This is a genomic window from Paenibacillus phocaeensis, assembly GCF_900021165.1.
Classification (GTDB): Bacteria; Bacillota; Bacilli; order Paenibacillales; family Paenibacillaceae; genus Fontibacillus; species Fontibacillus phocaensis.
Genome location: NZ_FCOQ01000014.1, coordinates 93,221 through 113,796, shown reverse-complemented (window position 1 = coordinate 113,796; position 20,576 = coordinate 93,221). Strand labels below are relative to the sequence as shown.

Sequence of the window (20,576 nt, the reverse complement as noted above, 5' to 3'; positions counted from 1 at the left end):
CCGCTGCAACAGCGGCTTCCTACTCGACATCATGCCTATAAGGGCTGGCTTAACACCATATATTGGACTTTGCCGTTCGTAAAATAAACGTGGAACCGGAAATAATCCCCGACCTTATAACTCCAGCAGCTGACCAGCTTCAGCGCCTGCGGCCCCAGCTTCGCCAACACCTCGTCCGTACCGATCCCCGTCTTCACCCCGTCCGCAGACTGATGCTCCGGCCGGGTAAATACGATCTTCCGATTTAAAGCCAGCACCCCATCCTTCAACAAACGAGCCTCCCTCACCTGGCCGGTGCCGTCGTCGTAATACGGCTTCGCCCAAACGATCTCCTCCGGTTGGGCCTTGGCTAACCGCTGCTCCCAGCCCTCGAAGTCGAGCCCATCGACCTGTGCGGTCTCCGCGTCCAACGGATCCGGGTCGACCGTGCCCGCCTGCTCTTGCTCCACCCGGGCCTGCTCCAGCAGCGCATCCAGCGACGCCAGCTCCTCTTGCTCGCGGAACAACCCCTGCATCAACAGCAACACCTGGTCGTCCGCGTAATAATACTGCCCTTGGTACTCAAAAGCGTTGTCGGTCAAATCATAGGTTAGCTCATAGCGGGTATCCGCCAGTTGAAATTGCAGCACGACCGGCTTCCGGGAAGCCGCTGGAATCGGAGCCGCAAGCGCACTCTTCATATCCGTGTAGCGCAGCGATTGCAGCAGCACGAATTGCCGTTCTGCCGGAATGTCCGCGTCGATGCCGTTCCCGCCGCCCGTAATCGCCTGGACTTCTTCTTCCTTAAAGGGAAGATGGTCCAGCAAATAGGGCGATTCTTCGGCTTGATCGAGATTCCCTTCCCCAGCGGGGCCGTCCCCCGGCTCTGCCGCCGGGGATTGGACCGCAGCGTTCATCGAAGGCTCTTCGGACGGCGCATCGCCGGGGCGGCCGTAAAAGATCCAGCCAGCCACCAGGACCACTATGATCATCGTAAGGCCCGCAAGCATGCTTCGAGCCGAATTGTTCGTTCTGATAAAAATCCCGCCTTCTCCCATAAGAAAGTACTGACATAAATCATCCTAACATACTTGAAACGGCTTGTTTTATAGTCCGAACGGCATATTTTATTTCACAAATCTGTGCGGATCTCCCGACTCCATGAAGCTGCGGCGGTTTGGGGATGCTCTACTTCACAAGATCCTCGACGAATTTGGGCAATACGAACGCGGCCTTATGGATTCGCGGCGTGTAATATTTCGTGTCCAGATCCGGGATCTTCGTCTCATCCACCTGCAGCGGATCATACACCTTGCTGCCTATCGTGAACGTCCACAGCCCGCTGGGGTAGGTTGGGATGTTGGCGCCGTAGACACGAACGATCGGAAAGATCTCCTTCACGTCCTTGTTCACTTTCCGGATTAAATCCGCCTTAAACCAAGGGTTGTCGGTTTGCGCCACGAAGATGCCGTCGTCCTTCAGCGCTTCATAAATCCCCTGGTAAAAGCCGCGCTCAAACAAAGGCGCCGCCGGTCCAACCGGCTCGGTGGAATCAACCATAATGACATCGTATTGATTTTTGCTTTCAATAATATGCATGTAGCCGTCGGCCACTTGCACGTCAACCCGCGGATTGTCGAGCTCCCCGGCGATTTCCGGCAAGTATTTTTTGGAATATTCAATCACCTTGCCGTCGATCTCAACCAGCACCGCCTGCTCGACTTCGGGGTGCTTGATCACCTCGCGAATGACCCCGCCGTCCCCGCCGCCGACCACGAGCACGCGCTTCGGATGCGGATGGGTGAACAGTGCCGGGTGCGCCACCATTTCGTGGTAGACAAACTCATCCTTAATCGTCGTCATGACCATGCCGTCCAGCACGAGCATCCGGCCAAATTCCTCCGTATCCAGCATCGCCAAATCTTGAAACTCGGTTTGTTCCGTGACCAGCGTTTCGCGTATTTTCGCCGTAATCCCAAAGACGGGTGTTTGCTTCTCCGTAAACCATAATTCCATAGGCTCAACCTTCTCTCCTTAAGATCGGTGGATTTTCCGTCAAAACATCTCTCCTATATTGTACCAAACGAAAAAATAATAACACACCTCCCGGAAATTCCGCGCTGCCGCCGCTTTCGCCGTGAATGATCTCTCCCAAACTTTCCCATACTAAAACCAGGATAACCGCAGCGTCGGTTACGCTTTAGGATCGGAAAGGAGAGTCCTTCGTGCAGAAACTCGTTCGCAGTGACCGACATCAACATAAGCGCAAACCTCGCCGTCCGTGGATTCTGCTGTTCAAGCTGACGATCGGCACCGGATTGCTCGGCCTCTGCGCCGCCGGCATCCTGCTCCTCTATTTGTCTCAAGCGGAGCTGCCGCTCGCCGATTCGGACCAAAATTCCCAGCTGATCAACAGCAAAGGGGAGACGATTGCAGTGTTCTCCGATGGCGGGAAGAATCGGGAAAGCGTCGAGCTGGCGAACATCTCGCCCTGGCTGGTCAAAGCGACGCTGGCGACCGAAGACCGGCACTTTTACAATCATTTTGGCTTTGATATAAAAGGGATGGCCCGGGCTGCCCTCGTTAACCTCAAGGAAATGGGCACCGTCCAGGGTGCGAGCACCTTAACCCAGCAGTTGGCGCGAAATTTATACCTCTCGCATGAACGGACCTGGTCGCGGAAAATCAAAGAAGCGATGTACACCGCCCAGTTGGAGATGAAATACTCCAAAGACGATATTCTGCGCATGTATTTGAACGAAATCTATTACGGACATGGCGCTTACGGGATCGAAGCCGCCGCCCAGATGTATTTCGGGAAGCCCGCCAAGGATCTGAGCCTGGCGGAAAGCGCGATGTTGGCCGGGGTTCCGAAAGGGCCGACCTATTACTCGCCGTTTAATCATATGAAGAACGCGAAGGACCGTCAGCGAACGGTGTTATCCGCCATGGTCGCCACAGGCGAAATTACGCAGCAGGAAGCGGATCAGGCCTACGAAGCCATGCTGAAGTTCCAATCGCCGAAGCAGCAAAGCCCCACCGACAAAGCCCCTTATTTCCGCGATTATATCCGGAATGTGGTGGTCGGCGAGCTCGGCTTTGATGAGACGCAGTTGGAACACGGCGGGCTCAACATCTACACGACGCTGGATCCGGAGGCCCAGCAGGCCGCGGAAGCCGCGGTGACCTCCGAGCTCGGAAACGCGCCGGAGCTGGAGGCGGCCCTGGTCTCCATCGATCCGCGCAACGGCTACGTCAAAGCGATGGTCGGCGGCGCGAACTACAAGCGGAGCCAATACAACCATGTCTTTGCCTCAACCCGCCAGCCCGGCTCCAGCTTTAAGCCGATTATGTATCTCACGGCGCTCTCCTCGGGAAAGATGACCAGCGCCAGCAAGTTTAGCAGCCAACCAACCTTGTTCCATTATGATGATAACCGCAAAACGTACAGTCCGAAGAACTTCGGCGACAAATATCTGGGTGAAATCGATATGCGCCAGGCGATCGCAGCTTCGGACAATATCTATGCCGTCAATACGATCCTGACGGTCGGGGCGGAGCAAGTCATCGAGATGGGGCGGAAAATGGGAATTACCAGCCCGCTTCAGGCCGTCCCGTCGCTGGCGCTCGGCACTTCGCCGGTCAGCCCGTTCGAAATGGCTACGGCGTTTGCGGTCATCAGCAACCAGGGCCGCAGTGTCAAGCCGGTGGCGGTGCTGAAGATTACCGATGCCAGCGGACGCGTGTTATATGAGGCCAAGCCGGCCAAAAGCGAGCAGGTCGTTGAGCCCTCCGCCGCCTACGTGCTGACACAATTAATGGAAAGCGTATTTGAAACCGGAGGAACGGGCAACCGTGTCTCGAACGAAATTAAACGGCCGGTTGCCGGCAAAACCGGGACGACCAGCACGGACGCCTGGCTGGTTGGCTTTACGCCGGAGCTGTCGACGGCGGTGTGGGTCGGCTATGACAAAGGCAAGACGCTCGGCACCGCCGAGTCGCGCAAGGCCGCGCCGATTTTCGCCAAATACACGGAGAAGGCCCTGGAGAAGGTGCCCCCGAAAATCTTCCCGATCCCCGACGGCGTTGTCAGCGTATATATCGATCCGGAGACGGGCCTGCTGGCCACGAAGGATTGTCCGGATAAGAAGCTCGAAGTGTTCATTCAAGGCACCGAACCCACCGAGTTCTGCACCGCACACGGGGAAGGCGACCCCGAACCGCTGCCGCCTCCTGCCGAAGAGGAGAAGAAGGAGAGCCATTCCTGGTGGAACGACCTGAAGCGCTGGTGGATGGATTAAACTCCGTAACCACGTGCGGGTTGGACAACATGCGCAAAAGTTCTTACGATATAAGGAAGCAAACCGGAATTGAAAATTGATGAAGGAGACTTCCTGATCTATGGACCCTATCTTGAAACCGATTATACCGGGGGCGCCGCTGCCCCCGGCTTTTTATCGCTTGCCGGCGCTGGAGGCCGCCCCTCTGCTGCTGGGGCAGACGCTTGTTCGCCGTACGGAAGAGGGCGACATCCGCTGCCGCATCGTCGAGACCGAAAGTTACGGCGGCATCGAGGACAAGGGCAGCCATGCCTATGGCGGCCGCCGGACGGCACGGACGGAGATCATGTTCGGCCCGGGCGGGACGGCCTACATCTATCTAATTTATGGCATGTACCATTGCCTGAATATTGTGACCGGCTCGGAAGGCGACCCGCAAGCGGTTCTCGTTCGGGCCGTAGAGCCCTTGACGCCGGCGGATGAAGCGCGAATGCGCCGCTACCGCGGGACCGCCGCCCGCAAGCCGGCGGATCTGTCCGGCGGCCCCGGCAAGCTGTGCCGCGCGCTGGACATCAGCAAGGCGCTGAACCGCCTGCCGCTGGATCAGCCCGGAGGGCCGCTTTGGCTGGAAGGCGGCCGGGAGGCCGCGGAGCTCGGGACCGCGGAGACGATCGTTCAGGCGCCGCGGATCGGCATCGCCTATGCGGAAGAATATGCGGCGAAGCCGTGGCGCTTTTATTTTCGCGGCAACCCTTATGTTTCGGTTATCGACAAGCAGGCTGAGGTTTGGCCGGAAGGCCGTCCATAATCGTGAATATGATCGCCGATTATTGGATTTTCCAGGGAATGCCACAACTTTTTGCAACATGACTTCGTCTCTTCCTAAGAAGATATGATTTCTACTTAGGAGGCATTGAACATGAAAGTGCATTCCAACCCTTTCCTTAAACGGGTAACGGCAGCATTCGGTCTCATTCTGATCGTCTGGGCCGGGTTCGCACCGGGCTTATCCCCATCGCCGACCGCTGCCGCTGCATCATCGAAGCAGGAACTGTTTACCTACGGGCTCGAACACCCGACCTTTAAGCAATCCGGCCAGCTTTATGTGCCGCTGAAGGAGGTTGCTCCCCTGCTCGATCTCCAAGTGGGCTACGATGCGAACCGTAAAGAGGTCCTCGTCACCGGCCTTCAGCAATTCGCTAAACTGAAGGTCGGCAAATCCAAAGCCACCGGGAAAAATAACGTCACCGTCTCTCTGGGAGCGCCCGTGCGCGTAGTCAAGGGCGACACTTATGTGCCGGCCACATTATTGTCTAAAATGTTCGGTATTCCCATCTCCGTTCAGAACGCCAAGGAACCGCAGGTGATTGCGACCGCCTACGCATCCAAATATCTCACGATGCGCACCGGCAACATGCTGTTCTGGATGAACCGGACGCAAGGAACCTTGTACGCCGGGCCAAATGGCCAACTGCCAGCCAAGGCCGGGAAAGTGACCCTTCAAAGTCCCGATTGGCTGGACGGAAAGGCTCGTCAAGTGGACGGTTCCACATTCGTGCTCGATGTAAATAACGCCCACGGCGAACCGCATATTTTCAATGACTGGTGCCGGGTTCTCATTCATGACGGCAAAGTGGCGCAACAGGCGGTGATGTCCTTCGGCGGTCCTTCGCTCGTTCACCTGATGGAGAACGTAGCCTCCTCAGAAGGCCTCATCGTCCTGAATGACGGGCATCAAGCCAAGCTGGTTACGCTGGAAGGACAGCTGGCCGAGACGCTGGATCTCGATCAGTTGGGCGGGGCCGAAGATGTCTACAGCCTGGAAGCGATGGAGAAGGATTTCCTGCTGATTCGCCCTTATTCCACCGGAAGGCTGCTGCTGATTGACCGGCAGTCCGGCGAACGAACCGCATTGTACTTGAGCCTGTTGGATCAGGAGATCATCGAACAACTGGAAAGCGACGACCTGGGGCTTAACGACGGGCTAGTCTATACTGGCCGTTCCGGCTCCGTATTGAATTTCAGCTGGCATCCCCCGTATAGCAGCGAGACCGAAACCAAATCCTTTGACATGTCCAAGTAACTTCATTGAACCTTAGAAACCAAAGGCCCCTCTCCAGCATCCAGCCGGTGAGGGGCCCTTCTTCTATCGCTTCGTCTATTCGATTACGCCTCCAGCGCCGCCTTCAGCTCTTCCGGTGTGCGATCCCACCACTCCGCGTTGGTCTCGATCAGCAGCCGTTTCAGCCCTGCCTTCTGGTCTTCGCTAAGTCCGTCCAATATCACTCTGCGCTTCAGCGCATAGTCCATTTTGTTCACATGGTCGGCGAGGATTTTCCAGCCGCGGCGCGCCTCTGTGTCAATCCACATCTCGCAGGCGGTCATCCCGCCGTAGAATTGCCCCTCGGGTCCCCGATCGACCGCTACCCATACGATCCAGACCTGCCGGCCGTTAGGAACGTCCTCGCGGTTGGTCGAGAACTTAATGCCCTTCTCTACCTTGCTTTTGGCATGCATCGCCCCAACGTCGATGTAGACCTCGTCGCCGTCGATGATGACCGGGGACATGCTGTTCAAATCGATCGAACCTGCGCCAAAACCTTTATGTTTGCTCTTCTCGTCGTTGCTGATAATATTGAGGGCAAAAATTTTTTTACCCGTTTTTGGTGTCTGATCCATCGTTCCCTCCATTTTCCCGCGATCTTGCCCTTTCAAGAATCCAGGGTCGGTTGAGTTCAAGATGCTCTTGTCGAGTACGCCTCCAGGGCTGCTTCGTGAGCAAAAGCCTTCTTTTTGAACTACCTCTCAATTTTAGCTAATAATCTTCCAATTGCAAACATATACATGCTGTAGATGCTTGTCAACGGGAGGTATCCATTGTATGACCCGACGTACTATAGTCTACAGCATTTCCATCCTTGCCTTGTGCCTCACCCTCGGAGCTGCCTGGCTGGCCCTGCGGGGAGGCGGGGATACGCCGGCTTCATTCGTCTCGACCAAGGCGGGGCCCAAAGCGGTCCAAAAAACCGGACAAACCCCTGCCCCGCCGCAAGCCGAAAGCATTCAGCAGCCGACCGCTGAAGTGCTCAGCAATCGGGTCGCCGAATACCACATCGATGTCCGGCTGAACGAGCAGGACGGCACGTTGACCGGCTCGGAGACGTTGACCTGGACGCATCCCGGCAAAAAAACGATCAACGAAGTCTATCTGCATTTGTACCCTAATGCATTTTCTTCCGAAGATACGACCTTTATGAAGGAATCGGGCGGAAAGCTGCGGAACGACATCATGCCTAAGGACGGTTGGGGATCCATGGAGATCACCGAACTGCGGACGACCGACGGCATTTCCCTGCTGCATCGGATTCAATACGTCCAGCCGGATGACGGCAATGCGAAGGACAAAACCTTGGCCAAGGTGCGCTTGCCCGTGTCGGTTCAGGGCGGCGAGAGCCTGACGTTGCGGATAAAGTTCACCGTAAAGCTGCCCAAGATCTTCGCCCGGATGGGCATGACCGACGATTTCGTCATGGCCGGACAGTGGTTCCCTAAGATCAGCGTATATGAACCGGCCGGCACTCGGGGGCGGACGTCGGAAGGCTGGAACCTCCACCAGTATCACGGGAACTCGGAATTTTACTCCGACTTCGGGATATTCAGCGTCAGAATCAATGTTCCTGAGACGTATACGGTAGCGGCCACCGGTTTCCAGACGAAAAGAGCGGTTTTGAAGGACGGACGGAAAACGGTGCAGTTCTACGCTGACGACGTCCATGATTTCGCTTGGTCTGCCTCACCGAATTTCATTTATGCGGAGGAGCCGTTCTCCTCGGCGGAGGTTCCGGGCGTTCGGATCAAGCTCTATCTCGATCCCGCTCACAAGGACCTGAAGGAACGCTATTTCTATGCCGCCAAGGTGGCGCTGGCCAACTACAGTAAATGGTACGGACAATATCCTTATTCCACGTTGTCTGTGGTTGTCCCGCCGGCAAGCGGCAACGGTGCAGGCGGTATGGAGTATCCAACCCTGGTCACCGCCTTCGGAGCTGTCAGCGATTCACCCGGCTACGACGAGCTGGAGCGGACGGTCATTCACGAGATTGCCCACCAATTCTTCTACGGAATGATCGCCAACAACGAGTTCGAGGAAGCCTGGCTGGACGAGGCCTTTGCCTCCTACGCGGAGGATAAGCTGATGGAGCAGGAATTCGGGATGGCCCCGAACCTGCCGATCCAATCCGCTTTGATTACTTCTCCGGCTCCGCTGACCCAGAATGCCTGGAAATACGGCTCCGGGGACGGGTACGCCAAGAACGTGTACTATCGCGGCAAGCTGATCCTGCTCGATATCGAGCAGCAGGTCGGGAGCAAGACGATGAAGCGAATTCTGAGTACTTACAGTCATAAATACCGGTTTAAGCACCCGACGACGGCTGACTTCCAGCGGGTCGTTGAGCAAGTGACCCGTCGCAGTTGGAAGAGTTATTTTCAACAATACGTCTATGACGGGAAAATGGCTGATTTTGCAGTAGACCGAATTCAAGTGACCCCGGTCGGTCCGGAGAGCGAGCGCGTGTATGAGTCGAGCGTGGTCTTCTCCCGCAAAGGGGCAACCCACCCGAAGGTTCCGCTGCTGTTTACTTTTACGGATGGACATACGGTGCGCAAGCAATGGAGCGGAGAGGACGAACGCGTCGAGATCAAGCTGCAATATAAAGCGCCGCTGGCTTGGGTACAGATCGACCCGGAATACACCTTAACGGTGGAGAACAGGCACATCAACAACTACCTTAAGGCGGAAATCCCGGAAACCACGCGGTCCCGCTCCAATATGAGCGTCACCAAGCTGCTCGAAGCGGTCCTCGGGGTGTTCCTGTGGTAGCCTCACCCAAGCGAGTCAACCCTTCACACCGATTCACTACAACGGTGAACCCGTATCCAGAGATTCGTGACTACCGATCGATGTTAATCCACCTCTAAAGGAGGGAAAAATATGAGTTTCGTTCGTTTGGGGTGGACCACCCTGAAAAGCCAATTTCCCTCGGTCATCATCTTGTTCCTGTACCAGCTGCTGTGGGGATTGTTCCTATACCGACTCGTCGATACGGCCGTGACGGCGCTGCTGCAACGATATCCCGACCCGCCGCCCACCGCACTGTCGCAAATCCTGTTCTTGCTGGAGGGACAAATCAATTTATGGAGGAACCCCGATATCCGGCTGTATTGCTGGCTGCTGGCGGGAATGATCGTCCTGCGCATGATCCTGACCCCGTTGATTCAAGCCGGGATCTTCTACGGCTTCACACCGGTCGACAGCCGAAGTCCGGGATTCCCCCTGTTCCGGGGAATGAGGGAGTTCGGCAAACCCGTCATCCTGTTCTACGCGCTGGAGCTCGTGCTTACCCTTCTGCCTGCCTTCTGGATTGTACCCAGGCTGCTGTCCCTCTGGCCGGGATTGGCAGGAGTAGAGACCCCGGTGTCGACCTGGCTAACCGGGCTCGGGTTGATTATAGGCTGGTTCATCTATGGCTGGTTGGTCCGGCAGTGTCTGCTCTTTGCCCAGTTTGGCTATCTGTTCAAAGCCGGTGTATGGAATTCGCTGCTTCTCTGCTTCCGGAGCCTCTTACAGGCGATCTCCATTTCGGTCATTCTCGGGGCATTCGGACTACTTCTCTTCCTTCTGTTCGGGACCGTCTCTTGGATCGGTACGGGCATGTTAGCCCTCATCCTGCAGCAGGCCTATCCTCTTTTTCGCTGCACGGTTCGGGTTTGGAAGGTCGCCTCTCAATTTCATCTTTGGCAGTCAAAGGCACAAAGAAGTTAAATTTTTTTAACCCCTCCAAAACCCAGCAAACTCAAGGCCTTCGCCGTTTGGCGGAGGCCTTGAGTCCTATTTTCCCCTCTTAATCTTGCGAATTAACCATTGCCAAAAGATACCTGCTTTTGTTACAATAACAGCAACGCAATTTCAGTAACAGTTTTGTAATTATTTTTGTCATCATTGGCAGGAGAATGACGCCGGATGTCGAATAAGTAAATTCAGGTGTGAAATCAAAGCCGAATTCCCTTCGCCAGGGGAACGGGGGAACCACTTTGGGTGAATTGATCTCGCTTTAGAGGGATCATAGGGAACCTTCAACCGAATCCTTAAGCTAACCTCGTAGGCATTGGAAGGAGCATAACTTCTTGAAGAAGCGTTTGACAGTAGCAGCAGTAAGTTTTGCCTTGCTTTTCACCATTGGAACTGGCAGCGTTTTCGCCGATTCCAAACTGGACAGTGCAATCGACGGCGCGCTTGGAAGCGACTATCTTGCTGGCGGAACCACCACAGCCGGGTTCGACTGTTCTGGATTTACCATGTATGTCTTCTCGAAAATCGGCATCAAGCTTCCTCACCAATCCGGCTCTCAGTACAAAATGGGAACCGAGGTTGAGAAGAGCGAATTGATCGCCGGCGATCTGGTCTTCTTCAATACTTCCGGCAAAGGGATTTCGCATGTCGGCGTCTATGTCGGCGACGGCAAATTTGCTCATGCCTCCTCTTCCAAAGGCGTAGTCATCAGCAAATTAAGCGAGAAGTATTATGTCGAGCGTTACGTTGGTGCCAAGCGCATCATGAGCACCGACAAGTATGAAGATGTGACCGGTGATGTAGCTGAACACGATGATGTTCAATAAGACTTGCCAACCGAAGCCCGTGGGGATGTTGATAACAACGTCTCTGCGGGTTTTTTCCTTTGCGCCCCGGCCCCTTAGGAACCATTACCCACGCAGTCCTTCGTCAAAACAGGCCAAAAGAAGCCTTTTTCCTAGCAAACTTGTCAACTCTGGACACCTTTGGTAGAATGAACAACGTAAAAGGTAACAACTTTGTAATGATTGTTGTAACTGTTCCATTGCAGCATCTTGGGTGCAACTACTACAATGAATAGCCGAATTCCCAGGCACCCGGGAAACGGGGGGCCCACCATAGGGTGAATTGATCTCGCGATAAGGTTCATAAGATGACTTTTTAACCCACCTTATAGTGAGATCATAGGGAACCTTCAACCGAATCCATAAGCTAACCTCGTAGGCCTTGGAAGGAGTATGACAGCTTGAGAAAGACATTGACAGCAGCGGTAACGAGTTTAGCCCTCCTATTCACCTTAGGGGCAGGGAGCGCTTTAGCCGATGCGGAAGCCGCAGAGACAACGCCGCTCACCAGTATCGTCGATTCTGTGTACGGAACGCCTTATAAGTACGGAGGCACCACGGCATCGGGCTTCGATTGTTCCGGATTTACCCGGTTCGTATTCAGCCAAATGGGCATCAAGCTTGCACGCGTGTCATCTGCCCAGTATAAGCAGGGAACACCGGTACCGAAGAGCGAACTCCAGGCAGGGGACCTCGTCTTCTTCAAAACCACGGGGAACGGCAAAGTCTCCCATGTCGGCGTATACGTAGGCGAAGGTGAATTCGCCCACGCCTCCTCATCCAAGGGGATCCGGATCGACAAGTTAAGCAACAGCTACTATCAGAACCGCTACGTTGGCGCGAAGCGGGTTCTAAGTAAATACGGCTATTCCGTCTACGCTGCGGAATCTTAATCTATCGGTTTCTTCAAGTTCATCATCTCTCGCCGCAGGTCGCGTTCCGATTCGGAACCGCTTGCGGTCTTTTTTTATCCGCACCCTTACCTATATAACGAGACATCCCGCCGAAAGGTTACCGAAAAGTTGAAAATCCCGCGAAAAATCCATGATTTCCCTCCTGAAAGCGTACACCTTTACAAGCTGCGTAAATCCGGCTATTGTGAGGGTAAAGAATCGAACTACACCGGACTTTCCTCTAATAAAGGAGGGGTAATATGGACCCATTGATTTCTCCGTTTCGGATCGTGCCCATGGAAGAAGCTCATGGCGCGGAAATTTGCACCTGGCGTTATGATTCCCCCTACGATGTCTACAGTTGGCTGCCCTGGGACCAAATGAAAGCGCTCGATGTGGAGTTTGGAAATCCGACGATCCGCGCCGAACAGTATGTCTCTTTGCTGAATGAGGAAGACGAGCTTGCCGGCTTCGCCCAATATTTTCCAATGGAGGGTGTAACCCGGCTGGGTATCGGCATGAAGCCCGTTTTATGCGGCCATGGGCTGGGCAAGCTGTTTGTGAGGACCATCGTGGAGGAAGCTCGTCGCCGGAAACCGGATAACCAGATCGACCTGGAAGTGCTCACGTGGAATACCCGTGCGATCCGGGCTTACCAGAAGGCGGGATTCGTCATTACCGATCTGTATGAGAAGATGACCCCGGGAGGGGTATCCAAACCGTTCTACTGCATGGTTCATAAGGGGTTGCCTGAATAAAGGGGCGCCCCTTCTCACACTCACCCAACCTCGCGCAGTGATTTATGGCACAGATTTTAATGCGTTTGGTTTATTTTTGTTCCTATTTTGGACACAAAGACTATGATCGAGCAGCGTGTTCCGTTATAATGTATAGGTAGCATACATAGGAGGGGCGATTGAAATGCAAAAGTGGATTATGAGCGGTTTGTTCGTCATCGCAGGCGCTTTAGCCCTTGTATTGATGTTCACCTTGCCAAGCCGGGAAGCGGCGGAGCAGGAAGCCAAACCGCAATTGCCTGAAATCACATTGAATGCGGAACAAGCCGAAGCCATCGTCAAAGCGAATTGTATCTCCTGTCACGGCGATACGCTGCAAGGCGGAGCGGGACCGAATTTGCAGAAGATCGGCTCGGAGTTGACGGCGGAGCAACTGTATTCGATCATCACTAAAGGGAAAGGCGGCATGATGCCTTCTTTTAAGGATCGCTTAAAGGAAGAGGAGATCGCGAACGTCGCCATGTGGCTTGCGGAGAAAAAATAAAGGCGCACACAAAGCACACCCGCCGGGAATGTCAGGTTCCCGGCGGGCGTTTTATTTGGGGGCCTGCTTATTCGCCTAGTCCCCGGACCGCATCTTCTCGAATGCCTCGTTGTATTGCTGCGCCTCTTTAATATCGACGGCTGTAATGCCGCCTTCCTCCCAGGAGGTCAAGCGGAGCGTTACCGTTTTATAGTCAATCGTGATAAAGGGGTGGTGGTTAAACGCTTCCGAGATCGCCGCCACCTCGTCGACAAAGGCGATCCCCTTCATAAAGTTGGAGAACGTGTATTTGCGGAAAATCCAACGTCCTTCCTCAAGCTCCCAGCCTTCCAGTTTTTCCAAATGCGCTTCTACTTCTTGTGGTGTAAACGGCATTTATCTTCCTCCCCGTTCTCTTCAAGAACTCCTGTATATGTAAGCATCCTCGTCACGCACCAGGATCTGAAGTTGATTTGTCCTAGCCTCGTCTCCAACTATTGTATTCTCGTACCCCTGCCTTCATGCGTAGGCCGCCGACCGACCCCATAGAACTCCGGGCTAAATTAAGGCAACTGAAGTCAGTTCAGCATCTCCGATCAGGATATTAATGCGATGGCCTTCCGGATCATAGATGACGATCGCACTGCCAACCTCGATCATCGGCTCTTTACCGAGCCCAAAGAACAAATCCTCCGCCAGGGCCTCAAGCACCTCGTTCCGATCTGCTTCCGATAGGACCTCCCACTCCGACGGCTCCATTTCAAAGAATAGATAACTATCTTGAATCCGGCCAACCGCTTTCGTCAAATCAGCCAAAATAAATTCATAATCTCTGCCATGTTTTACGCCCACTGCGATATCCTCCCTTTTGGCCTCTCCATTCCGACCGTATTCTTATTATACCGGAAAAAACCACTTAAAAAAAAAGGGAAATCTGTCGATAAAATAGTTAATCGTTTTAAACGGTGCAGGGACGCCTCTTTCCGCAAGGATGCGGGGAGGGTAAGAAATGGTTCAATTTCTCTCAAGGACGAGGTGTACAATGGAAATTTCAACAATTATTGGTTTGATTCTCGGATTCGTCGCCCTGATTTTGGGGATGTTCCTGAAAGGCGCGCCAGTGGAAAGCTTGGTTCAAAACCCTGCGGCCTTCGTCATCATATTTGTCGGGACGGCGGCGACATTGTTCATGGGCTTCCCGATGTCGGAGCTAAAGAAATTCCCGGTTTTGCTCAAGCTGACGGTCACCAAACCTAAAATGATCAGCAAGGCAGAATTGATTACCCTGTTTATGGAATGGGCTACGATTACTCGCCGTGAAGGCCTGCTCGCTCTGGAAGCGAAGGTCGAGGAGATCAACGATGACTTCTTGCGCGGCGGCATGCGGATGATCATTGACGGCAACGACCAGGAGTTCGTGCAGGACGTGTTGACTGAAGATATCGCCGCCACCGAGGAACGGCATAAAGCCGGGGCGCTGATTTTCTCCCAGGCAGGGATGTACGCCCCTACGCTCGGGGTGCTTGGTGCGGTCGTCGGCTTGATCGCGGCCTTGTCGGATATGAACGATATCAATGTGTTGTCGCATGCGATCTCCGGTGCGTTTATCGCGACCGTTTTCGGTATTTTTACCGGTTATGTTCTGTGGCACCCGATATCCAATAAACTGAAGCGGCTCTCGAAGAAGGAAATGGAGATCCGGTTAATGATGGTTGAAGGTCTGCTGTCCATTCAATCCGGCGTGTCGACCATCGCCATCCAGCAGAAGCTGGCCGTATTCTTAACCCCTGCCGAACGTGCGGAAATTCTAGAAAAGGGGGCGGGTGAAGGTGAGCAAAAAGAATAAGCATCAAGACCATGAAGAACATGCAGACGAGAGCTGGCTGTTGCCTTATTCGGACTTGATGACGCTCATGTTGGCCCTCTTTATCGTTCTCTTTGGGATGAGTACCGTCAACGCCCAGAAGTTCCAGGAGATGAGCGAAGCGTTCAGAAGCGTATTGACCGGCGGGTCGGGGGTTCTGGATCACAACGCCATGAGCAGCAACTCCAACACTTCCAACAGCGACAGCGAACTGCCGAAGCCTTCCTCAGACGGCTTAATGACCAAGAAGGATGAGCTGAAGCGCCAGGAGCAGCAAAACCTGGAGGCGCTGAAGAAGCAGTTGGATACTTATATCAAGGAAAACGGGTTAACCGATGACCTGGAGACGAAGCTGAACCAGTCCCAGTTGATGATCACCATCAGCGACAAGGCGCTCTTCGCTTCCGGGGAAGCCGTAGTGAAGCCGGAAGCCCGCCAGTTGGCCAAGGCGATCTCCACGATGCTTCAGCAATTTCCGGATTATGAGATCATCGTATCCGGCCATACCGACAACGTGCCGATTTCAACTTATGAGTTCCCGTCCAACTGGGACTTAAGTTCGGTTCGGGCCTTGAATTTCATGAAGATTTTGCTGATTAACACAAATCTGGATCCGAAGAAGTTCAGTGCGATCGGTTACGGCGAATATCATCCCGTAGCCGGCAATGACACGGCCGCAGGCCGGGCGCAGAACCGCCGGGTTGAGGTCTCGATCATTCGGAAATATACGGATAACAGCGAGCAGCTTGGCGTAACCGCTGCTCACGAATAAGGGCAAGAAGGACAGGCGCCTCTCCTGAGGCAAGCCTGTCCTTCTTCGCGTTATCGGATCTTAAGTCAGTTCATAATGAAGAGACGCGCCCAACTCCCGCTTCTCTTGTTCCGTTAAATCGCGCCAGGTACCGATCTTCTGTTGGCCGAGATGAATGTTCATGATCCGGATGCGCTGCAGCTTGCGCACCTCATATCCCAAGGCGCTGCACATGCGGCGAATCTGCCGGTTCTTCCCCTCGGTCAGAATAATCCGGAATACCCGTTCCGACATCCGCGTCACCCTGCAAGGCAGGGTCATCTCCCCGAGAATCTTGACCCCTTCGCTCATTGCTTTTACAAAACTGGGAGTTATCGGCCGATCTACTGTCACGATGTATTCCTTCTCATGTTTGCCTTCCGCACGCAAAATTTTGTTGACGATATCGCCGTCGCTGGTAAGCAGGATCAGTCCTTCCGAATCCTTATCCAACCGACCGATCGGAAAGATACGCTCCGAATGCCCGACAAAATCGACGATATTCCCCTTCACATGGGCTTCTGTCGTACTGGTAATGCCCACTGGCTTGTTTAAGGCGATGTACACATGTTTGGCGCGCTTAGTCTCAATGGGCCTTCCGTTCACGCGTACATCGTCCCCCGGCTCTGCCTGGCTGCCCAGAACCGCCTGGATGCCGTTAATCGTCACTTGTCCCGACTCGACCAGCTTGTCCGCCTCTCGCCGGGAACAAAAGCCTGTCTCGCTGATAAATTTATTGATTCGCATGATAGTGCCTTCGGTCCCTCCGCCCGACCTAGCTGTTCGCTCCATCGGCGAGATCAGCTAGCCCTTCGTTATGTTCTTCTTCCTCCTGCGCTAGCGGGAGGGTAATCGTTACCGCCGTTCCTTGGCCCAGCTCGCTGTCGATCCTCAGCGTCCCTCGGTGTCCCTCTATGATCCGCTGGCTGATCATCAGACCCAGGCCGGTCCCCTTCTCCTTATTGGTGTAGAACGGCTCTCCGAGCTTCTGAAGCCGATCCTTGGCAATGCCTTCGCCTTCATCGATCACGCGCAGCACAGCCTGCCTCCGCTCGTCTTCCTCCACCTGCAGGAGAATCCTGCCGCCCTTGGGCATGGCCTCCATGGCGTTCTTTAGCAGGTTGATGAAGACCTGCTTCAATTGATTCTCTTCACAGTGTACCAGAATCGGGTCTGGGGAGAAACGGACCTCGAATTCGATATTATGTAGATGGGCTTCGCTATCCAGTAGCGATACGACATCGCCCATCGTAAAGCGGACGTCCTTGGTCTGGAACTGCACCGCCTGCGGCTTGGCCAGAATCAGAAATTCACTGACGATGAGATTAATCCGGTCCAGCTCGGCCAGCATGACATCGGTATGCATGACGTTCACGAGCCGGGTTCGCTGCTGCATTTGCAGGAAGCCCCGCAGCGTCGTGAGCGGGTTGCGAATTTCATGAGCCACCCCGGCGGCGAGCTGCCCCACGGTGGTCAGCTTCTCCGAGCGCCGGAGAAGGTCCTCCATCTTATTGTGCTCCGTCATATCTCTGGAAATGCTGATCAATGCGGTGATCCGTCCCCCTTGGTCAAAAATGGGAGATACGCTGATGCTCACCTCGACTTGACTTCCATCCTTGCGCAATCGAACCGTTTCGGCCAATACGGAGTCGCCCGTTGCGATCACTTCCGTTTCCGGACGCCAGATCGCCCTTCCATCCACTTCCGACATCGGGAGGAATTCCAGAAATTGTCCGACAATTTCATCACTGCTCCAGCCGTATAACCTTTCGAAGGCCGCATTCACCTGCAGTACCCGGCCCTTGATATCCGTGATATGAATGGCATCGGCGGTCTGGCTAATAATCGATTCGAGATACTCCTTCATGGAACGGTTCTCTTCGTTCTTCCGCTTCAGCTCGGTTGTATAACGGCCCAAGTTGTCCGCCATAATGTTGATCTTATGCGCCAACAATCCAAGCTCATCGAAACTGCCAACCTTTAGCCGAGTCTCAAGCTTTCCCGAAGCCAGTACATTCACCTGGTCCAAAATATGACGGAGCGGGCGGATCAATCCCCCGGCCATCCAGTAGCTCCCCATGATCATGATGCCCAATAGGGCCAAAGAGACGATGAGTTGGCTCACCATCTGTTTGGAGATCGCATCGGCAATTGGAGCATAACTGGAGACAATCCGAATGACGTAGGGTTGTTCGCCGCTCCTTGTCACGGGAACATAACTCTCCAGGACACGTTCGCCATTGATCCGAGTATCCACCAGGAGGCTACGATTCTGCGAAATCGCTTCCGAAACGGAGCGCTTCAGCCCTTCATTATTTATATAGTTATAGGTTCCGAACAACAATTGACCTTTATCAAATCGATTCGGGTCAATGCCTGTGATCTCCAGCAGACTGTGATTCGTGCTCAACGATTTTTGCGAGACTCGCTCCGGGCTGGTCATGGTCAGGACGGCATCCGTCATGTCGCTGCTCATTCTGCCGCCCAACGTTAGTTTGACATAATGATATACCGAGCGGCTTTGTTCGACAGCAATAGCGATTTGATTGGCCGTCAGCATCATATTGGCTTCGCTATCCCTGCGCAAATTATCCCTTACCGTGAAATAACTTAGAACGATATTCAGAGACAGGATCATCAGCGCAAAACAAGATATAATCAAAGCAAGCTTTGTTTTTATAGTCAAGCGATTATCCCACCTCTGAGCTGGTTTATGGATATATATGGGAACTCAATTTTCTACATCCATCATACCTTTTACGACATGTTTTGCAAAGACGTTGAAATTCCCAGTTCCTTTCCCTACAATATGTAGAAATGCCTACAGAGTTGGTGCTCAAGACTCACTCAGACGGGTTTCGCAGAGAGCAAGTTATCCACATATTATTAACATACTCACAACCGTTTGGGATAAAATGTGTATAATAATGGGGATAATCCTGCGGTTATGCACAATGTTACCCACAACATGTTAACAACGAATGCCTGTTCGTTGGACAAGACTTGTGGATACGCTGATAAGGAGTTGATTTTTACGCACATGTCATCCTCATTCCCATTGATACCCGAGCCGCCTGCCTCTACTCATCCTCATGAATATTGGATGGCGGAAGCCCTTCGTGAAGCTCAGAAAGCCGAAGCCCTTGGGGAAGTTCCGATTGGCGCGGTCATCGTTCGGGGCGACGAGATCGTTGGACGCGGCTACAATCTCCGGGAGAGTTCCCTCGATGGGACCGCCCATGCGGAGATGATTGCGATTCGCGAGGCCAGCGAGCGCCTCGGGGCCTGGCGTCTGCTTCACTGCCGCCTCTACGTCACACTGGAGCCTTGCCCCATGTGCGCCGGGGCAATCGTGCAATGCCGAGTTCCCCACGTGATCTACGGGGCTCCGGATCCCAAGGCCGGCTGCGCGGGAACGTTAATGAACTTGCTGCAGGAGCCGAGATTTAACCACCGCACTGACATCACCGCCGGTGTGCTGCGAGAAGAATGCGCCTCGTTGTTAACTGAATTTTTCCGTCGGCTTCGCAAGAAGTAGAAGTTGCCGCCGAACGCCAAAAACCTCCAGTCCCATGAAGTACATGGAACTGGAGGTTCTTTTTTTATAGAATATGGGATGATCCCTTCGCGAATGTCCAGGTTTTAATAACCAAACTGGCCCATCTCTTCTTGCAGTTGCTCCAAGGTCAGCGTATCCGTAGGAATGCCGATTTCGAAGGCCGGTTTCTCGTTGATTTGCGTAAAGCGGCTGGTCATTTGGATGGCCGCCTTGATGTTCGTCTGCGTATCCGGATCGTTTACGGCAACATCTGCCTGAAAGTTGTAATATGCCGGGTAGTTGTTCGCATCGATCGCAGTATCCACCGTGAACTTGTTGATTTGCAGAGAATTCTTCATCTCATCCAGTGCCTTGCCCAGTTCATCCTGGTTGCCTTCCTGCAGCTCCTTCTTCGCCTCCGCAATATCCTCCGGCGTTAGCTGCAGCATCGAGCTGTATTCTTCCTTGGCCAGGATATCCAGCATCTTCGGCAGCGCCTGATTCACCAGAATCGTCACTGCTTCCTTCACATTCTCATTGGTAATGGCAAATTGGACCACCTGCTTCGCCTTGAAGCCTTCCGGCAACGAAGCGTCTTTCGGATCAATGTTGGTGAAATAATTGCCCGATTCATATTCGGCGAATAAAGCCCCCATCAATTCCGTAGCCAGCTTCTGGCTCTTCTCCGGATTGAATAAGTCCGGATTAAACTCCTCACCGCTCTGCTCCGCCAGCTCCTTCATGTCGAGAACCAGGAATTTGCCGGTTACCGATTCCGGCATCGGCAGGAACGGGATGTTAGGTACTTTCACGTACAGCTTCTCCGGCGTCATGACGAGCGGAATGGTAATCGTTGTCGTCATATCCCCCGTCAGCTTGACCTCCAGCGTAGCCTCGGTTTGCATCGGATCCTTCTGATAAATTTGCTTGACGTTGATCTCGGCGTTCTTGAGCATGGATAACACGGCGCCCACTTCCGGCGACCCCGCTTCCTCAGTTCCTTCAACCGAGAAATCCAGAATCTTAATCTGGTTCTCAAGCACGTACGAATCCATCTCTAGCGCCTTCACAGCTGCGCTGCTCAGGGCTTCCTTCGGTTCCTTCTTGCTGCTGCAGCCGGACAAGACCAATACAACGGACAGCATCACCAGCAAGCAGGACGTTAACCACTTCTTAGACATTACTTTCTCCTCTCTCCTACCTTTTGAACCTCAGTAAAGCTAAATTTTTCTAAACATTACCTATCATAAACCATACGCAAGGATTACGGAATACG

The 20,576-nt window shown here is 53.7% G+C and carries 20 protein-coding genes and 2 riboswitches; of the genes, 12 read left to right on the top strand and 8 right to left on the bottom strand.

The window, feature by feature from the left end:
- Positions 1 to 35: 35 nt before the first annotated feature.
- On the bottom strand, positions 36 to 971 hold the full coding sequence (locus tag BN3795_RS25840) for a hypothetical protein (RefSeq protein WP_232729887.1): 936 nt from the start codon (positions 969 to 971) through the stop codon (positions 36 to 38).
- Between the two features lie 196 nt (positions 972 to 1,167).
- The gene (gene speE, locus BN3795_RS09220; protein WP_068784406.1) at positions 1,168 to 1,995 is read right to left on the bottom strand and encodes a polyamine aminopropyltransferase; all 828 of its coding nucleotides are present in this window, start codon (positions 1,993 to 1,995) and stop codon (positions 1,168 to 1,170) included.
- 209 nt (positions 1,996 to 2,204) lie between these two features.
- On the opposite strand from speE, the gene BN3795_RS09215 reads away from it, so the two are divergent.
- The 3 genes from BN3795_RS09215 (at position 2,205) to BN3795_RS09205 (ending at position 6,342) form a co-directional block, all read left to right on the top strand.
- Positions 2,205 to 4,280 (top strand): transglycosylase domain-containing protein, encoded by a 2,076-nt coding sequence (locus BN3795_RS09215; protein WP_068784405.1) that lies wholly within the window; start codon positions 2,205 to 2,207, stop codon positions 4,278 to 4,280.
- A gap of 100 nt (positions 4,281 to 4,380) precedes the next feature.
- On the top strand, positions 4,381 to 5,067 hold the full coding sequence (locus tag BN3795_RS09210; protein ID WP_068784404.1) for a DNA-3-methyladenine glycosylase: 687 nt from the start codon (positions 4,381 to 4,383) through the stop codon (positions 5,065 to 5,067).
- A 111-nt stretch (positions 5,068 to 5,178) separates the two neighbouring features.
- Positions 5,179 to 6,342 (top strand): copper amine oxidase N-terminal domain-containing protein, encoded by a 1,164-nt coding sequence (locus tag BN3795_RS09205; RefSeq protein WP_068784403.1) that lies wholly within the window; start codon positions 5,179 to 5,181, stop codon positions 6,340 to 6,342.
- Positions 6,343 to 6,425: 83 nt separating this feature from the next.
- Here BN3795_RS09205 and BN3795_RS09200 read toward each other — a convergent pair whose 3' ends face one another.
- On the bottom strand, positions 6,426 to 6,938 hold the full coding sequence (locus BN3795_RS09200; RefSeq protein ID WP_068784402.1) for a YwhD family protein: 513 nt from the start codon (positions 6,936 to 6,938) through the stop codon (positions 6,426 to 6,428).
- 202 nt (positions 6,939 to 7,140) lie between these two features.
- Between BN3795_RS09200 and BN3795_RS09195 the strand changes: the two genes are divergently transcribed.
- The 6 genes from BN3795_RS09195 (at position 7,141) to BN3795_RS09170 (ending at position 13,129) form a co-directional block, all read left to right on the top strand.
- Complete coding sequence (locus tag BN3795_RS09195) at positions 7,141 to 9,141, top strand: M1 family metallopeptidase (protein ID WP_068784401.1); 2,001 nt, start codon at positions 7,141 to 7,143, stop codon at positions 9,139 to 9,141.
- A gap of 111 nt (positions 9,142 to 9,252) precedes the next feature.
- Entirely contained in the window at positions 9,253 to 10,083 is an 831-nt protein-coding gene (locus BN3795_RS09190; protein ID WP_068784400.1) for a hypothetical protein, read from the top strand.
- A 221-nt stretch (positions 10,084 to 10,304) separates the two neighbouring features.
- A riboswitch (cyclic di-AMP (ydaO/yuaA leader) is annotated at positions 10,305 to 10,441 on the top strand.
- Positions 10,442 to 10,445: 4 nt separating this feature from the next.
- Positions 10,446 to 10,937: a C40 family peptidase gene (locus BN3795_RS09185; protein ID WP_068784399.1), complete on the top strand. Its 492-nt coding sequence runs from the start codon at positions 10,446 to 10,448 to the stop codon at positions 10,935 to 10,937.
- A gap of 242 nt (positions 10,938 to 11,179) precedes the next feature.
- A riboswitch (cyclic di-AMP (ydaO/yuaA leader) is annotated at positions 11,180 to 11,352 on the top strand.
- Between the two features lie 4 nt (positions 11,353 to 11,356).
- On the top strand, positions 11,357 to 11,848 hold the full coding sequence (locus tag BN3795_RS09180) for a C40 family peptidase (protein ID WP_068784398.1): 492 nt from the start codon (positions 11,357 to 11,359) through the stop codon (positions 11,846 to 11,848).
- 260 nt (positions 11,849 to 12,108) lie between these two features.
- Positions 12,109 to 12,606, top strand: coding sequence for a GNAT family N-acetyltransferase (locus BN3795_RS09175; RefSeq protein WP_068784397.1), 498 nt, complete (start codon positions 12,109 to 12,111; stop codon positions 12,604 to 12,606).
- Positions 12,607 to 12,769: 163 nt separating this feature from the next.
- The gene (locus BN3795_RS09170) at positions 12,770 to 13,129 is read left to right on the top strand and encodes a c-type cytochrome (protein ID WP_068784396.1); all 360 of its coding nucleotides are present in this window, start codon (positions 12,770 to 12,772) and stop codon (positions 13,127 to 13,129) included.
- 75 nt (positions 13,130 to 13,204) lie between these two features.
- Here BN3795_RS09170 and BN3795_RS09165 read toward each other — a convergent pair whose 3' ends face one another.
- Both BN3795_RS09165 and BN3795_RS09160 read right to left on the bottom strand, forming a co-directional pair.
- Complete coding sequence (locus BN3795_RS09165; protein WP_059040461.1) at positions 13,205 to 13,504, bottom strand: 4a-hydroxytetrahydrobiopterin dehydratase; 300 nt, start codon at positions 13,502 to 13,504, stop codon at positions 13,205 to 13,207.
- Positions 13,505 to 13,666: 162 nt separating this feature from the next.
- Entirely contained in the window at positions 13,667 to 13,960 is a 294-nt protein-coding gene (locus tag BN3795_RS09160) for a hypothetical protein (protein ID WP_068784395.1), read from the bottom strand.
- A gap of 190 nt (positions 13,961 to 14,150) precedes the next feature.
- Between BN3795_RS09160 and motA the strand changes: the two genes are divergently transcribed.
- Positions 14,151 to 14,954 (top strand): flagellar motor stator protein MotA, encoded by an 804-nt coding sequence (motA, locus tag BN3795_RS09155; protein WP_068784394.1) that lies wholly within the window; start codon positions 14,151 to 14,153, stop codon positions 14,952 to 14,954.
- On the top strand, positions 14,938 to 15,744 hold the full coding sequence (gene motB, locus BN3795_RS09150; RefSeq protein WP_068784393.1) for a flagellar motor protein MotB: 807 nt from the start codon (positions 14,938 to 14,940) through the stop codon (positions 15,742 to 15,744). The genes motA and motB overlap by 17 nt, the downstream gene beginning before the upstream one ends.
- A 60-nt stretch (positions 15,745 to 15,804) precedes the next feature.
- Here the strand turns inward: motB and rluF are convergent, their stop codons facing one another.
- Positions 15,805 to 16,509 carry a 23S rRNA pseudouridine(2604) synthase RluF gene (gene rluF / locus BN3795_RS09145; protein ID WP_068784392.1) on the bottom strand — a complete coding sequence of 235 codons (705 nt, stop codon included), beginning with the start codon at positions 16,507 to 16,509 and terminating at the stop codon, positions 15,805 to 15,807.
- 28 nt (positions 16,510 to 16,537) lie between these two features.
- Positions 16,538 to 18,448 carry an ATP-binding protein gene (locus BN3795_RS09140; RefSeq protein WP_068784391.1) on the bottom strand — a complete coding sequence of 637 codons (1,911 nt, stop codon included), beginning with the start codon at positions 18,446 to 18,448 and terminating at the stop codon, positions 16,538 to 16,540.
- Between the two features lie 354 nt (positions 18,449 to 18,802).
- Between BN3795_RS09140 and tadA the strand changes: the two genes are divergently transcribed.
- Entirely contained in the window at positions 18,803 to 19,300 is a 498-nt protein-coding gene (tadA, locus tag BN3795_RS09135; protein ID WP_068784437.1) for a tRNA adenosine(34) deaminase TadA, read from the top strand.
- Between the two features lie 104 nt (positions 19,301 to 19,404).
- Here tadA and BN3795_RS09130 read toward each other — a convergent pair whose 3' ends face one another.
- The gene (locus BN3795_RS09130) at positions 19,405 to 20,481 is read right to left on the bottom strand and encodes a hypothetical protein (RefSeq protein ID WP_068784390.1); all 1,077 of its coding nucleotides are present in this window, start codon (positions 20,479 to 20,481) and stop codon (positions 19,405 to 19,407) included.
- Positions 20,482 to 20,576 lie beyond the last annotated feature (95 nt).

Bases quoted from the DNA above. Each gene is read 5' to 3' on its own strand.
- BN3795_RS09130 (WP_068784390.1), bottom strand. From the start codon at position 20,481: ATGTCTAAGAAGTGGTTAACGTCCTGCTTGCTGGTGATGCTGTCCGTT.
- BN3795_RS09195 (WP_068784401.1), top strand. From the start codon at position 7,141: ATGACCCGACGTACTATAGTCTACAGCATTTCCATCCTTGCCTTGTGC.
- BN3795_RS09170 (WP_068784396.1), top strand. From the start codon at position 12,770: ATGCAAAAGTGGATTATGAGCGGTTTGTTCGTCATCGCAGGCGCTTTA.
- BN3795_RS25840 (WP_232729887.1), bottom strand. From the start codon at position 971: ATGATCATAGTGGTCCTGGTGGCTGGCTGGATCTTTTACGGCCGCCCC.
- tadA (WP_068784437.1), top strand. From the start codon at position 18,803: ATGTCATCCTCATTCCCATTGATACCCGAGCCGCCTGCCTCTACTCAT.
- BN3795_RS09200 (WP_068784402.1), bottom strand. From the start codon at position 6,938: ATGGATCAGACACCAAAAACGGGTAAAAAAATTTTTGCCCTCAATATT.
- BN3795_RS09165 (WP_059040461.1), bottom strand. From the start codon at position 13,504: ATGCCGTTTACACCACAAGAAGTAGAAGCGCATTTGGAAAAACTGGAA.
- speE (WP_068784406.1), bottom strand. From the start codon at position 1,995: ATGGAATTATGGTTTACGGAGAAGCAAACACCCGTCTTTGGGATTACG.
- BN3795_RS09210 (WP_068784404.1), top strand. From the start codon at position 4,381: ATGGACCCTATCTTGAAACCGATTATACCGGGGGCGCCGCTGCCCCCG.
- motA (WP_068784394.1), top strand. From the start codon at position 14,151: ATGGAAATTTCAACAATTATTGGTTTGATTCTCGGATTCGTCGCCCTG.
- rluF (WP_068784392.1), bottom strand. From the start codon at position 16,509: ATGCGAATCAATAAATTTATCAGCGAGACAGGCTTTTGTTCCCGGCGA.
- BN3795_RS09175 (WP_068784397.1), top strand. From the start codon at position 12,109: ATGGACCCATTGATTTCTCCGTTTCGGATCGTGCCCATGGAAGAAGCT.
- BN3795_RS09190 (WP_068784400.1), top strand. From the start codon at position 9,253: ATGAGTTTCGTTCGTTTGGGGTGGACCACCCTGAAAAGCCAATTTCCC.
- BN3795_RS09205 (WP_068784403.1), top strand. From the start codon at position 5,179: ATGAAAGTGCATTCCAACCCTTTCCTTAAACGGGTAACGGCAGCATTC.